Raw genomic sequence first — 13954 nt, 5'->3', positions numbered from 1 at the left:
AATACATTACAAATTACTTAGTTTTTTTAATTTTCCCACTTTTTCAAATTGGGGCATTCGGCAAATTCGGGAGCTATAAAAATATAGGTTTGCTGCGCCCGTTCGGTGAGCCAGCGGTTCAGGGCTTCTGCCTGTTTTTGATTTTCCACAAATTTTTTCAATTTTTCGTAATCATCTTTCAGGTTGGCGCGGTGCGGCTCAATGCGGCGGCGCAACAGCAAAATTTGATACGCCTTGCCGCCGTCATTCAGAGAAGTTTCGGACACTTGCGAAATATCGCCCTCTTTCAAGCCGTTGATGGCAAAATACACATCGGTTTCGAGTTGGTCTAAGGGCAAATAAGTGGAATTGTTGCTCGGATTGGTAACGATACCGCCGGCATTTTTGGTACTTTCGTCATCGGAGTATTTCGCCACGGCATCGGCAAAAGAAAGGCTATCGGAAGCGATGAGGGTGCGAATGCTATCCAAGCGGAGTTTGGCGAGTTTCAAATCATCGCTGTTGATTTTTGGTTTGATAAGAATATGTTGTATATTGATACGATTGCCGCGCCGTTCCAACATTTTGATGATATGATAACCGTATTCGGTTTCTACGATGTCCGAAATTTCATTTTTCTGAAGCGAAAACGCTTTGGCTTCAAAAGCAGGTACGAGCATGCCGCGTTCCATAAATCCTAGATTGCCTCCTTTGACGGCAGAGCCGGGGTCTTCGGAATAAATTTCGGCGAGTTTTTCAAAGTTGTCTTTACCACTCACAATGCGGTCGCGCAGGTCTTTGAGAGCCTGCCGCGCTTCTATTTTGGCGGCTTCGCTGATGCGTGGTTTGAGGAGCAGTTGAGCCACTTCTACTTCGGTGGGCAAATAAGGGATACTGTCTTTGGGAATATCGTTAAAAAACTTTTGTACATCAGAAGGAGTAACTTTGATATTTGAGAGCACTTCGCCTTGCATGCGTTGTGCCAGCAGGCGTTCGCGCACATCAATTCGTATTTCATCTTTGAAATCGGCAACGGATTTGCTGTAATATTGTTCAAAAGCCTCTTCGCCGCCCACGGCTTGCACAAAATACTGAGCGCGGTTTTCCACTTCGCCATCCACTTCTTCTTCGCTCACGAGTACACTATCAATTTCGGCTTGTGTGGCGAGGAGTTTTTGGAGCAGCACTTGGTCAATGAGGGAACAGCGCAGTTCGGCAACATCGGCATTGGGGTTTTGCATTTTGGTTTGGAGGCTCTGCACTTCAATATCGGAGTAGAGGGCAAATTTATCGCCGACCACTGCCGCTATTTTATCGAGTAAAACACTGCCGTCCTGAGCCGCTACTTTCGGCATACCAAGCACGCACAGCATCAAAGCAGCTATACAATTATTAAAATATTTCATTCGGGTATGGTTAAAAAAATCATTTTTTCGTATTTGCACACCACATTCAACGAAAAAACAAAGATATTGGTATAATCTGTTAAGGTTTTTTAAGGATTAAAAAAACTGTTAAATACAATAATAGCTAAAAAAAATCTATTTTCTTTGTTCAAGAAGAATAGCAGTATCTAAAGTGCGAGAAATAAAATATTTACTTGCTTTATACTGCCCTTTTTTTCTTTCTGATAACTCTAGTTGTAAAAAGCTACTTAAAAATATAAATACTTTTCTAACTGTATATTTGTTTGATAATCATATATTTAACAAGGGTAAAAACAAGCAAATGTTACCACACCTATCAAAAAACCTTCTTTTGTTTCTCCATTATAATCAGTAATATTGTCGTATATAATATTATCGTATATAATATTATCCTGCTCCATTTTTTTAAGTATTCTAAAAAAGGGGTTTTCTCTACATTGTTTTTAGATTTTATTGGTACTTTTATCGTATCTCCTATTTTTTTTTTACTTGTAATAGCACTCCCTATTTTTCCAATATAGGTAGTTTTTTATACTTTAATAAACTTTTACATTGATCAATAAAATACATAAACGATATTTTTAAAGGTGAAAAAATAATAATAAATATCTTACACTACTTCGCTCCCCACAGCAAAATAACGACTCCGGTAATGAGAATATTGAGTATTGCCAAAGGAAACAACCCTTTCCAGCCGAGATTCATCAGTTGGTCGTAGCGAAAACGCGGCAAAGTCCAGCGCACCCACATAAAGAAAAACACCCCAAATAAAGCCTTCAAAAACAAAGCACCCACACCCAGCAAAGTGGCTGTATTTTGCCCCAAAGCCGCCGCTACCTGACTCTCAAAAGGATAATGATAACCGCCAAAATAAAGCGTAGCTACCACCAAAGACGACACAAACATATTGATATATTCGGCAAACAAATAAAAACCTAATTTCATAGAGCTATACTCCGTATGATAGCCGCCGATGAGTTCGGTTTCACATTCGGGCAAATCAAAAGGGGTGCGGTTGCACTCGGCAAAAGCACAGGTAAGAAAAATAATAAAGCCCAAAGGTTGCACAAATACATTCCACACCGTTGATTGATTATCCACGATATGGCGCAGGTTCAAAGAGCCGGTCATCATAATAACGGCGATAATAGAAAGCCCCATTGCCAACTCGTAGCTGATATTTTGCGAGGCTGCCCGCGTAGCTCCGAGCAACGAAAATTTATTGTTGCTCGCCCAACCGCCTATCATCACACCATATACGCCCAAAGCCACTATTGCAAATATGTACAAAATACCTACATTGGTATTGATGGCTTGAATATTAAAAATTTCATTACCCAAAGAAAAATCGCCGCCAAACGGAATAACGGCACTGCTCATCAGAGCTGCCAGCATTGCCAAGCAGGGACCCAAGATAAACAACCATTTGTTGGCGTTAGCGGGAATAAAATCTTCTTTAAAAAACATTTTTCCGGCATCGGCAATCGGTTGGAGTAATCCCCAGGGTCCGGCACGATTTGGACCGATGCGGTCTTGAATAAAAGATGCTATCTTACGTTCGGCGTAGGTGGAATAGGTAGCTACCAACAAGGTAATAGCGAATATCAACAAAATAATAATGCCTTTAAAAAGCAGCAGCGAAAGAGCCATTGTGTATGTTGGGTTGTATTTTTTTAAAATAAAATAAAAAAACCGAGTCGGATAAAAAATGCTGATTTAATTTTTTATAAAAAATTGATTATCAATATTTTAAAACAAATAATCATCATTTGATATTTTACTCAACATTTATTTATCAAATTTACTTTTAGTGAGATCATTTTTCAGGCGTGATTCTTCATAATTAAGTTTTGAAGGTTCGCGCACATCATCAATTTGTTTGTATTGTTCTTGCGCCTGTTTGAGCGGAAATGCAGGGAGCAACGTTTTGCGGCGTTTATTTTGCCCGATTACCGAGTGGCGGCTTATTTTACTTTCGCCTTCTATTACCCAATCGGCGGTGCGTTTGGTTTCGAAGCGGCAGGTATTACAAATAAAAGCTTCCACTTCGCCATAGGTATCTTTGCGTGCCGTTACACGGATTATGTCTTCGCCTTTGTACCACAAAAGCACTTTGCCGCAGCACTTATCGCAGTTGCGGTGGGCATCGTAGGGTTTGGAGAACCACACGCGACTTTTGAAGCGGTAGGTTTTGTCGGTGAGTGCACCCACCGGACATACATCTATCATATTGCCCGAAAAATCATTGTCAATGGCTTTGGATATATACGTTCCTATTTCGGCGGCATCACCTCTGTTGAGTACGCCGTGTACGCGTTGGTTGGTAATTTGGTCGGCGGTAAATACACAGCGATAGCACAAAATACAACGGTTCATGTGCAGTTTGATATAAGGACCCAAATCGGTCATATCATAAGTTCGGCGTTCTTCTTCGTATCGCGTAGCGGCTTTGCCGTGTTCGTAAGACAAATCTTGCAAATGACATTCGCCGGCTTGGTCGCAGATGGGGCAATCCAAAGGGTGATTAATGAGCAAAAACTCCACGACACCTTCGCGTGCTTCGAGTACTTCGGGGCTGGTAGTATTTTGCACCACCATACCATCTTGCACGGTAGTAATGCACGAAGGTACTAATTTAGGCATCGGGCGCGGGTCTTTTGCGCTGCCCTGCGTCACTTTTACCAAGCAGGTACGACATTTTCCGCCGCTTCCTTTGAGTGGCGTATAAAAACACATAGCAGGCGGCACTACTTCGCCACCGATGCGGCGCGCCGCTTGCAAAATGGTGGTGCCGGGTTCTACTTCTATTTCTATATTATCAAAGGTAAGTTTAAAAAGCTGAGGTGCTGGTGTTTGTTCCATGGAAAAAAGAATGAAAATTTGTTGCTGATTGAAGATAAAATTAATCTTAACGAAACGCTTCTCCTTGCTACACCACACTCTCCGCTGCCGCTCCGCGATATACGGCATTGGGGCGGGTTGCTTCGTGGGGGTGGCTCACATGCCATTCAAATTCGTGGCGGAAATGGCGAATGGCACTGCCCACAGGCCAAGCCGCCGCCTCGCCCAAGGGACAAATAGTTTTGCCTTCTATTTTTTTAGCAATGTCCACCAACAAATCTATATCGCGGCTATGTCCGTGTCCGTGTTCAATGCGGTGCAGCACTTTCTCTAGCCACCCCGTTCCTTCGCGGCAGGGGCTACATTGTCCGCAACTTTCGTGATGATAAAAACGGGAAAAATTCCAGGTATTGCGCACGATGCAGGCACTTTCATCCATAGCAATAAATCCGCCCGAACCCAACATGGTGCCGCTTACAAAACCTCCGTCCGAAAGACTTTCGTAGGTCATCAGTCGTGGCTCGCCCTGTGCGGTTTTCAAAATCAGTTGAGTAGGCAAAATAGGTACTGACGAGCCGCCCGCTACCACTGCTTTCAGGCGGCTGTCGGCGTGCCACATACCGCCGCAATACTCATCGCTGTAAATAAATTCCTCAACCGGAACGCCCAATTCTATTTCATACACACCCGGCTTGCGGATATGCCCACTTGCCGAAATTAATTTAGTGCCTGTGCTTTTGCCCACTCCAATTTTGGCATATTCATCGCCGCCATTATTGATTATCCACGAAGTGGCGGCAATGGTTTCTACATTATTCACCACTGTCGGGCATTGATACAAACCTTTCACAGCCGGAAAAGGCGGCTTATTGCGCGGATTGCCGCGTTTGCCCTCCAAACTTTCGAGCAGTGCCGTTTCTTCGCCGCAGATATAAGCACCGCCGCCCGGGTGCACATACAAGTTCAGCGAATAATCGCTGCCCAAAATATTTTTACCCAAAAATCCGTTGGCTTCAGCTTCGGCGATGGCACGCTCCAATATTTGTATCACATACAACATTTCTCCGCGCACATAAATATACGAAGTACGCGCACCCAAAGAATAGCTCGCCACTATCATACCCTCAATGAGGGCGTGCGGATTATTCATCATCAAATAGCGGTCTTTGAATGTTCCGGGTTCTGACTCGTCGGCATTACACACCAAATAGCGCGGCACACCTTCGGGTTTAGCAAGAAAACTCCATTTCATTCCCGCCGGAAAACCCGCACCGCCGCGCCCGCGCAAGCCCGATTTTTTCACTTCTTCGGTTACTTCGTCGGGGGTCAGGCTTTTAAGGGCTTTTTCTACGGCACGATAGCCGCCTTTGGCGCGATATACGCTAAACTGATGCAAATTGGGCGTATTGCCAATATGTTCGGTGAGTATTTTGATAGGCATATTTTGGAATAAATGCTTTGCAAATCAAAAAAAGAAAAATAAAGCGGATAGTATATATTATATCCACTCTTTTTCTATGAGTTCGTCTATTTTTTGAGAATTTAGATTTTCGTAATACTGATACGCTCCGTCTAAAGATTTGAGTTTTACCTGCAAACAAGGTGCACCGCCGCAAGCTGCCAAGCACTCCACAGTTTTGATGGTAAAACGCCCGTCGGGAGTGATTTCATTGATACCAACGCCGAGTTTATTTTGCAAATACTCCAACAGTTGGTCGCTGCCACGCAGCATACACGGTCCTGTGCGGCACACTTCCAAAGTATATTTGCCCACCGGCTCCAAATGAAACATCGTATAAAAAGTAGCCACTTCATATACTTCAATAGGCTCTATATGCAGCAGCGAAGCCACATAATCCATCACAGGCACACTCATCCACCCGAAGTCGGTTTGGGCGAGGTGCATAATAGGCAATATTGCCGATTTTTGTTTTCCTTCGGGATAGCGGGCAATGATGCTGTGTACTTGCTGCAAGCGTTCGGGAGAAAACGCTACTTGTTGCCGATTTTCTGAACTCATCGCTTTAATTTTTTCAAAATAACAATTGAAATATCACTTTTGCTGATTTTAAAAAACACTTTTACAAAAAAAGTGCTGCAAAAGAAATGCAAAGTTATTGAAAAAAAGCGACCTTTAGAGAGGATTTTTAACAGCTATGATTTTTGAAGAAAAAATTATTTTATAAAACAGTGATAATCAATTTATTATAAAACATTTTTTGAAATTTTTTACCAATACGGTATTGTTTCTATGCTTATTGTCAGTTTGTTTTATAAGTAAAAAAAACAGAACAAAAATTACTTTTTTGAATAGCCTCCTATTTTGAATCACTGAAAGTAATGCGCGGATCTACGATAGCATATAGAATATCGCTTACCAAATATCCTACTAAAGTAAGAATGGAAGAAAACATCATCACGGTAAAAACTACCGGATAATCGCGGGCTATCAAGGCTTCGTAAGCCATTTTTCCCATACCCGGAATAGAAAAGATAATTTCCAAAGCGATAGCACCGCTAATCATCAAAGGAAATACACTTGAAAACAAAGTAATAATAGGCAGGAGGGAATTGCGAAAGGCGTGTTTCCAAACTATTTTGTTTTCGGGCAAGCCCTTGGAACGAGCGGTGCGGATATAATCCTGACGCAAAACATTGAGCATACCGCCGCGCATTTGTCGGGACAAATAGGCAAAAGAGTCGTAAGTCCAGCAAATAAGAGGCATTACCAAATGCATGGCGCGGTCTTTGAGTTGGGCAAAAAATCCGGCATTGGCGGCTAAGTCGCCACCTACACCGTAAGGCGGAAACCAATCTAAATAATCGCCACCGCCAAAGAACATAATCAGAAGCGTAGCTATCCAAAAGCTCGGAATAGAATAGAGCATAAAAAGGGAGGTAGTAATAACTTGATCTTTCAGGCTGCCTTTGGATATAGCCGAACTCACCCCCAAAGGTATGGCAACCAAATAAGTAATAAGGATAGACAAAAAGCTGATGAGCATTGTCCAGCGAATGGCATCGCCGATTTTTGAAGCTACCGGACGAGAGTCGCTGTACGATTTTCCAAAATCACCTCGAATAAATCCACCAAAAGTTTTGTTGCTATCAACTTTACCGAACCAGGCTCTATCGCCAAAAAACCAGCGATGATACTGATTGTGCAACCCGTACCATTTGAACGAAGGAACAAAATTTTTCCAGCGTGTAGCAGTTTGTTGCATAGTTTGGTCGGCATTTTGTAGGGCAGTAAGTGCGGGTTGCAAAGTTGCCAAACTGCTTTGTCCTTTTATCGTAAATTGCAAGCTGTCCAAAGCTTGTCGGGTCAGGTCGGGTTTGGGTTCGATGTATAATTTTTGAATTTGGCTTCGCACGGCAATCAAGGCATCGGCATTGAGAGAATCAGACGGAACAGAAGCAGTTTGAATCTCCATCTGGCGAATATTTTGATAATAAGATTGTATTTTATCCCAGTTGCCGTATTGATAGATGAGTCGTTCGAGATTATCGCGGTGGCTTCGTTTTGCCAGATAATGGAGGGTATCGGGGCGTGCAGTATTAGAGAGCGCGAAATAAAAAATAGGTAAATCCAAACCTAATTCGGCGCGTTTTTCTAGATAAGCTTTTTCGTTAGCTTGCAAATTTGCTGCCTGCCCTTGGTCATTTTGAGCTTTGAGCATCGTCTCTACGGGGTCGCCCGGGGCATTATTGCTCAATATAAAAGTAAGGAGCGAAATGGCTAACAAAGTAGGAATGAAGATAAAAATACGCTTGAAGATATATTTAAACATGCCGAGTATATTTTATTATTGAACCGAAAAGCATCAAAATGATAGTTTTTGCAATAATAAGCAGATTTTTATAAGAAAAAAATACTTTATTACTATTTTCACCAACATCAAAAAATAAAAAGCAGGGTAAGAAATATTTTTTATACAGAGAAATGCCATTATCCTGTTTTGCCATACAGTTGTACAAGAAGAAGCTATATGACAGCAAGCACATCAACATTACGCTTTACTTTTTTAGGAACGGGTACTTCTTTGGGAGTGCCGATGGTTGCCTGCTCTTGCGCGGTATGCACTTCCGGCGACCCGCACGACCAACGTTTGCGGTCGTCGTTGTTGGTACAAAGCCCCAACACCACATTGGCGATAGATGTCGGTCCTGATTTTCGGCAGCAGATGTTGCGCCATCGCGTGGCTTGCCTGGATGCCGTAGTAATGACGCACGAACACCGCGACCACTTGGGCGGTTTAGATGAAATCCGCGCTTTTAATTTTATGAACGCCAAAAAAATCCCTTTTTATACCGATGCACTCGTAGAGCAAGCCATTCGCAATAGTTTTAGTTATATTTTTGACAACGACTATCCGGGTATTCCTCAAATAACATTGCACCGTATTTCAAAAAAGCACGCATTTACAGTGGGCGATATTACTCTGCAACCCATAGAGGTGATGCACCACCAACTGCCGGTGTTGGGATTCAGGATAGGCGATTTTACTTATATTACAGATGCCAATTATATTGAGGACGAGGAAATAGACAAAATAAAAGGAACAGAAATTTTGGTACTCAATGCGCTGCGCCACCAACCTCATATTTCGCATTTTACACTTGAGCAAGCCATTGATATTGCTCAACGGATTGGCGCACGGCAGACGTATTTTACGCATATCAGCCATCAGTTGGGGCGGCACGCCGACATCAATGCTGCGTTGCCGCCACACATCGCTTTGGCGTATGACGGGCTGACGGTGGAACTTTAATGCTCTTCAACAGATTTACTTTTTATCATCACTTTTTTTAAAAGCTCCAATATTAAATATGCAAGCTACCCGTTTATTTAAAGAATTTTTTGACAGCGAGAAAGCCGGAGGCGTTATTTTAATTATCTGTACATTAGTTTCTTTGCTTTGGAACAATTCATCTGTTGGGGCAACTTACCAACATTTTTGGCATATAAATATTGCACAGCACAGCCTTACACACTGGGTGAATGACGGCTTGATGACAATTTTCTTTTTGTTGATAGGTTTGGAATTGGAGCGTGAGTTGTATCAGGGCGAGCTATCCAATATTAAAGATGCACTATTACCCATTGTAGGAGCTTTGGGCGGTATGTTAGTTCCGGCAGGTATCTATATGCTATTTAATTATGCTACTGCCGCACAAGATGGTGCGGGCATTGCAATGGCAACGGATATTGCCTTTGCGTTGGGTATTTTATCGTTGCTGGGCAATCGAGTGCCGCTTACTATGAAGGTATTTTTGACAGCATTGGCAGTTATTGATGATTTGGGTGCTATTTTGGTTATTGCGCTGTTTTATTCCAAAAGCATTGCGTGGGGCTATTTAGGGGCAGCTATGGGGATTTTTGCGGTATTATTGATACTCAATCGTTTAAAAGTACACCGTTTATTACCTTATCTGGTAGGTGGCGTGGCAATGTGGTATGCGCTGCTACATTCAGGTATTCATGCTACTATCACAGGTGTGTTGCTGGCTTTTGCTATTCCTTTTGGCGATGGCAAAGAGCAGTCGGTTTCTTATATTTTACAACACATACTACACAAACCCGTGGCTTTTTTTATTTTACCGATTTTTGCATTAGCCAATACGGCTTTTACGATAGATACATCACAGATAAGCAATGTATGGACAATGCCGCATAACTTGGGTGTAATAGCCGGATTGGTAATAGGCAAACCTTTGGGGATTACGCTTTTTACGGCGGCAGCGGCAGCGATAGGCATTTGCAGTTTATCGCCCGAATTAAATTTAAAACAAATTGCGGGAGTTAGTATATTGGGCGGTATAGGATTTACGATGTCAATTTTTATTGCGCTACTTGCTTTTGATAGCGACAGCCTCATCAACGAACTGAAATTAAGTATTTTAATAGCTTCTTTATTGTCAGGTATAGCGGGCTATATCATTTTGCGCAATATCCTACCTGCTGCATCGGAGGCAAAAAATTGATGCACAAAAAAACGGAGCAGACATAAAAAAATAAATTTTCAGATGATAATTTGAGTTTAATAGATTAAAAATCCGTACCCAACGAAAGATATACAAAACGGTCGGAGCGTTTGCCGTTATCTATGCCCCAAGCCCAATCCACCTTAGCAAAATAGCCGAATATTTTGGAACGCACACCAAATCCGTATCCATACACGATGGGGTCTTTGAAATAATTGACCTGCACCACCACCGGCTGCACTGCCGGATCGCCGTATTGATAAGTATAATAACGATTTTCGGCACTCCAAGGAGTTCCCTTTGCCCAAGCCGTTCCTGCATCAAAGAAACCCACCACCTGAAAATGTTGCAATAATTTGGAGCGAATAGGTTTGGCAGAAAAATAAGCAAACAAAGGTATGCGGAGTTCGGTATTGAGCAACAGAAAATTGCTGCCGTTTCGTACATTGGATTTAAAGCCGCGTAAGTTCGGAGCCATTGCCTGATACGCATAGCCTGCATCGTAATCAATAGGTGTGCTGTAATCAAAGCGGCGGTCTTGATTAAATACCAACCAATTATCCACCGCACCCAAATAATAAATCATTTTACGGTTGCCGAAAGAAGCAGCACCGGTAAGCCGGCTCGCCCATATAATATTGCGATGTATTTTTTCGTAGTGGCGGGCATCAAAACCCACGATACCCAAAGTGCCGGGATTGATGAGTTTGAAACGAGCAACAGTATCATTGAGAGCCATATCAAACTGGCGGCGCAATTCGGTATAAATTTTCAGGCGTGTGCCGTTGAGGATATTAATATTGATGGGAATCGTATTATCATATATATATTCCAATTTAAAATTTGCCCAGTCTTCCTCATAAGAACCCGCCAGCATAGACGGATAGTCGGTGCTGAGTAAAATAACGCGGTCGTTGCGATAGCCGCCGTGCAAACGAAAACTTTGCGCCATATCCAAAGGATATATCAAAGAGCCTTGTGCATAAAGTGTGATGTTTTTTACCGGATACACGCCATTATCGCCAAAAGAGAAAGAGTTTTTTTCGCTTTTACGATAAAGGAATATTTTTTTATCCAAGCGTTTTTTTAGGTTTTGCAATTCTGCAAAATATTCCGAACCATTCAGATTGACAGGCAAGCGGAAACCGCCAACAACTTTATAATCTTCAAATAAATCACTCGTTCCAAAGCGCAAAAAACCATCTAATTCGGGGCTAAAAATACCGGGCGATAGGGTAGTTTGAAAATTTTCGTATTCATTAAAAACAATACTGTTGTCGAATTGTGCCACCACATAGTCCACCGCAAATTTTGGGGCATAAGTACGCACCCGCGAGCGGCGCAAAGCATTGGCACGCTCCACCAAACCATCAGCTTGCACACTGCGCAACGTATCGCCCTGAGCCGCCTGCATCGCCTCCAGCCAATCAAACTCACTTTGGAGGTCGAAGGGGTTTTCGGTTTTTTTAGAAGCGGCGGTATGGGTGTTCCTAACATTTGATGAAGAAGTTTCAACTGCTTCTTCACCAACCTTGTTGGTGGCAACATTTGTCGGCGGATTAGAACCCAAACCTCTATAAAACTGATTATTGCTGATGAGTAAGGCAGTATCTTTTTTTACGGCAGCATTATCGGCAGCATTATCTTCGAGTGTTCCCGCTTGGCGGCGCAAAGCCGCTTTGTAGGGCGTATCGCTGACGCTGCGTTTTTCGCTCAACTGCGGAGCTTTAAAACGATACAATTTATATTTTTTGTCATCATCAACCAATTGCAAGCCCTCTTTATTCCAGGTCACACTTTGCTCCTCTATACTCTGCATATAATCTGATACACCATATACTTTTCCAATTTCTTTTTTGATGGGCTTCAACACTATTTTTTTAATTTCTGCCTGCAAACTATCCAAGCTGTAAGCCGGATTGGTAATAACGCTGTCGCCTTTAAAATACACCAAAGTATCCGTGCGCACCTGCACACTATCAAAATGCGCCAAATGCCGGTTATTGATACCATTATCATCACTCAAAAAAGTAAACAGCGTGTCGTAGCTATATGGCTGCCGTTCGTTGGATAAAGGCGTATGGCTCAATTGAGTGAGCTGTTGTGTTTCGGTTTCTTTGGAAAAATCATAAAAGAAGATGTCAAAATGCGGGGCGGGCATAATAGAGTCGAAGCGTTCCACGCGAAGGGTATCGCTGTATCGGTTGGAAGCAAAAACCACGCCGCGCCTTTCGCCTATTTTTACAAAAGCGGGGTCTAAATCGTCAAAAAAATCGTTGGTAAGCGGTGTTACTTTGGTGCTGGAAATGGTGTAAGTAAATAAATCCATTTGCCCGTTGCGCATCGCCGACAATATGAGTTCATTATTATTATCCGTAAAACAAAGCCCTGCCACTTGCTGGAATTTGGTAATGTCGTAAGATTCAGATTTTTTGGTATCGGGTTCGTATAATTTCAAAATAATACGGTCGCGTTTTTCATACACAATAGCCATTTTATCGCCACTACGACTCCACGCCAAAAGGGGATAATTATGCTCTACGGGCAAGTTGTAGCTGCGCATACCGGAGCGCAACAAACGTTTTTTTCTTTTTTTCTCTGTATCATATACAAAAACCTTGAGCAAGCCATTGTCGTTGCTGGCATAAGAAAATTGCTGCCCCTTGGGATTGAGTTGGATATTATCAATTTGAATATTGCTGCGTTTTTGTTTAAAAGTCCAAATCAAGTCATCGTCCGAAAAATCCTGTCTCCACTCCATATCTGCATAATTTGCCTGCAAATAACTTTTCCATTCCTCAATGAGCATTTCGGTATTTTTGCCGAGTACATAAATAAAGCCGTTGTCGCTGCTGCGGTGTATGCGGGTAAGATAGAGGATATTGGGCACGCTGTAATCGCCATATTGAGTGGTGATATAATGCCAAAATGCTTGTCCGGCAAAAGCAGCATCATCGCCCTGCAAGCGGTGAAATTTTTCCAAATCACCATTAACATAAGCCAAATGCAGCCGATGGTCAAGGGCTTCGTTCCAACCGCTACCAATATGCGCCACCAAGCCATCAACAAACCAAACTGGCAAATTGAGCAGCACCGCATTTTGCACGATTTCCTGCAAAGTAGTTCCAAACAATAAATTATCAAAATACACTTTGGCAATACCGCGCTTAATCTGACGGCTCAGTTCCTCGTGGTCGCCGTTGAAATACACAAATACCTTATTACCCACAATTTGCATAGTGCCGCCACTGTTGGTGATGTTGTCCATACCGCCGCCGATATTGGTTTGGCGTAAGTCGGAGTTATTATGATACACCAGCAATTCAATTTTACTCGACAGGCGATGTTCCAATTTAGATTCAATAAGCGGAACAGCAGTTTCGGCAACAGCTAAGGTATATTTAGCCAAATCCTGCCCGCCCTGATAAAAATACACCAAAAAGTTGTCGCTTTCATAAAACGACCACTCATAATCGTGGTATTGCACACGATTTTTGCCGAAGTTCGTCTGAAAATGTTGTGCCTGAACCGCAGTACCACACCACAGCCAAGCCATCAACAACAGCCAACCGCAATATATATAAGAAACCGCCAAATGTTTTTTCAACGTTTTTATTAATTTTATAAATCAACAATGCAAAATATCAATGATAAAATATAACGCCACGATGTTATATTCAGTTTAAGCAAGGCACAATTTTGTACAAAAAATGGAAATAATT

Annotated in this window: 10 protein-coding genes; 2 read left to right on the top strand and 8 right to left on the bottom strand. The window is 42.4% G+C overall.

The window, feature by feature from the left end:
• Positions 1–26 precede the first annotated feature (26 nt).
• From IPL35_09975 to IPL35_09945, 7 genes are all read right to left on the bottom strand, one after another.
• Positions 27–1385 carry a peptidylprolyl isomerase gene (locus IPL35_09975; protein ID MBK8443708.1) on the bottom strand — a complete coding sequence of 453 codons (1359 nt, stop codon included), beginning with the start codon at positions 1383–1385 and terminating at the stop codon, positions 27–29.
• A gap of 636 nt (positions 1386–2021) precedes the next feature.
• Entirely contained in the window at positions 2022–3056 is a 1035-nt protein-coding gene (gene nuoH, locus IPL35_09970; GenBank protein MBK8443707.1) for an NADH-quinone oxidoreductase subunit NuoH, read from the bottom strand.
• A gap of 138 nt (positions 3057–3194) precedes the next feature.
• Positions 3195–4268: a (2Fe-2S)-binding protein gene (locus IPL35_09965; GenBank protein MBK8443706.1), complete on the bottom strand. Its 1074-nt coding sequence runs from the start codon at positions 4266–4268 to the stop codon at positions 3195–3197.
• A 67-nt stretch (positions 4269–4335) separates the two neighbouring features.
• The gene (nuoF, locus tag IPL35_09960) at positions 4336–5688 is read right to left on the bottom strand and encodes an NADH-quinone oxidoreductase subunit NuoF (protein MBK8443705.1); all 1353 of its coding nucleotides are present in this window, start codon (positions 5686–5688) and stop codon (positions 4336–4338) included.
• 57 nt (positions 5689–5745) lie between these two features.
• A complete protein-coding gene (locus IPL35_09955) occupies positions 5746–6267 on the bottom strand; it encodes an NAD(P)H-dependent oxidoreductase subunit E (GenBank protein MBK8443704.1) in 522 nt (173 codons plus the stop codon).
• A gap of 298 nt (positions 6268–6565) precedes the next feature.
• On the bottom strand, positions 6566–8038 hold the full coding sequence (locus tag IPL35_09950; GenBank protein MBK8443703.1) for an ABC transporter permease: 1473 nt from the start codon (positions 8036–8038) through the stop codon (positions 6566–6568).
• Entirely contained in the window at positions 8031–8213 is a 183-nt protein-coding gene (locus tag IPL35_09945) for a hypothetical protein (protein ID MBK8443702.1), read from the bottom strand. The genes IPL35_09950 and IPL35_09945 overlap by 8 nt, the downstream gene beginning before the upstream one ends.
• A 23-nt stretch (positions 8214–8236) precedes the next feature.
• Between IPL35_09945 and IPL35_09940 the strand changes: the two genes are divergently transcribed.
• Positions 8237–9019, top strand: a complete 783-nt coding sequence (locus IPL35_09940) for an MBL fold metallo-hydrolase (GenBank protein MBK8443701.1) — start codon at positions 8237–8239, stop codon at positions 9017–9019.
• 58 nt (positions 9020–9077) lie between these two features.
• Entirely contained in the window at positions 9078–10232 is a 1155-nt protein-coding gene (gene nhaA / locus IPL35_09935) for a Na+/H+ antiporter NhaA (GenBank protein ID MBK8443700.1), read from the top strand.
• 64 nt (positions 10233–10296) lie between these two features.
• Here nhaA and IPL35_09930 read toward each other — a convergent pair whose 3' ends face one another.
• Positions 10297–13839: a hypothetical protein gene (locus IPL35_09930; GenBank protein MBK8443699.1), complete on the bottom strand. Its 3543-nt coding sequence runs from the start codon at positions 13837–13839 to the stop codon at positions 10297–10299.
• Positions 13840–13954: the final 115 nt, after the last annotated feature.

This window comes from Sphingobacteriales bacterium, assembly GCA_016711285.1.
Taxonomy (GTDB): Bacteria; Bacteroidota; Bacteroidia; order Chitinophagales; family UBA2359; genus JADJTG01.
This window is presented reverse-complemented; position numbering and strand designations above follow the sequence as displayed.

Bases quoted from the DNA above. Each gene is read 5' to 3' on its own strand.
- IPL35_09975 (MBK8443708.1), bottom strand. From the start codon at position 1,385: ATGAAATATTTTAATAATTGTATAGCTGCTTTGATGCTGTGCGTGCTT.
- nuoH (MBK8443707.1), bottom strand. From the start codon at position 3,056: ATGGCTCTTTCGCTGCTGCTTTTTAAAGGCATTATTATTTTGTTGATA.
- IPL35_09965 (MBK8443706.1), bottom strand. From the start codon at position 4,268: ATGGAACAAACACCAGCACCTCAGCTTTTTAAACTTACCTTTGATAAT.
- nuoF (MBK8443705.1), bottom strand. From the start codon at position 5,688: ATGCCTATCAAAATACTCACCGAACATATTGGCAATACGCCCAATTTG.
- IPL35_09955 (MBK8443704.1), bottom strand. From the start codon at position 6,267: ATGAGTTCAGAAAATCGGCAACAAGTAGCGTTTTCTCCCGAACGCTTG.
- IPL35_09950 (MBK8443703.1), bottom strand. From the start codon at position 8,038: ATGTTTAAATATATCTTCAAGCGTATTTTTATCTTCATTCCTACTTTG.
- IPL35_09945 (MBK8443702.1), bottom strand. From the start codon at position 8,213: ATGGCAAAACAGGATAATGGCATTTCTCTGTATAAAAAATATTTCTTA.
- IPL35_09940 (MBK8443701.1), top strand. From the start codon at position 8,237: ATGACAGCAAGCACATCAACATTACGCTTTACTTTTTTAGGAACGGGT.
- nhaA (MBK8443700.1), top strand. From the start codon at position 9,078: ATGCAAGCTACCCGTTTATTTAAAGAATTTTTTGACAGCGAGAAAGCC.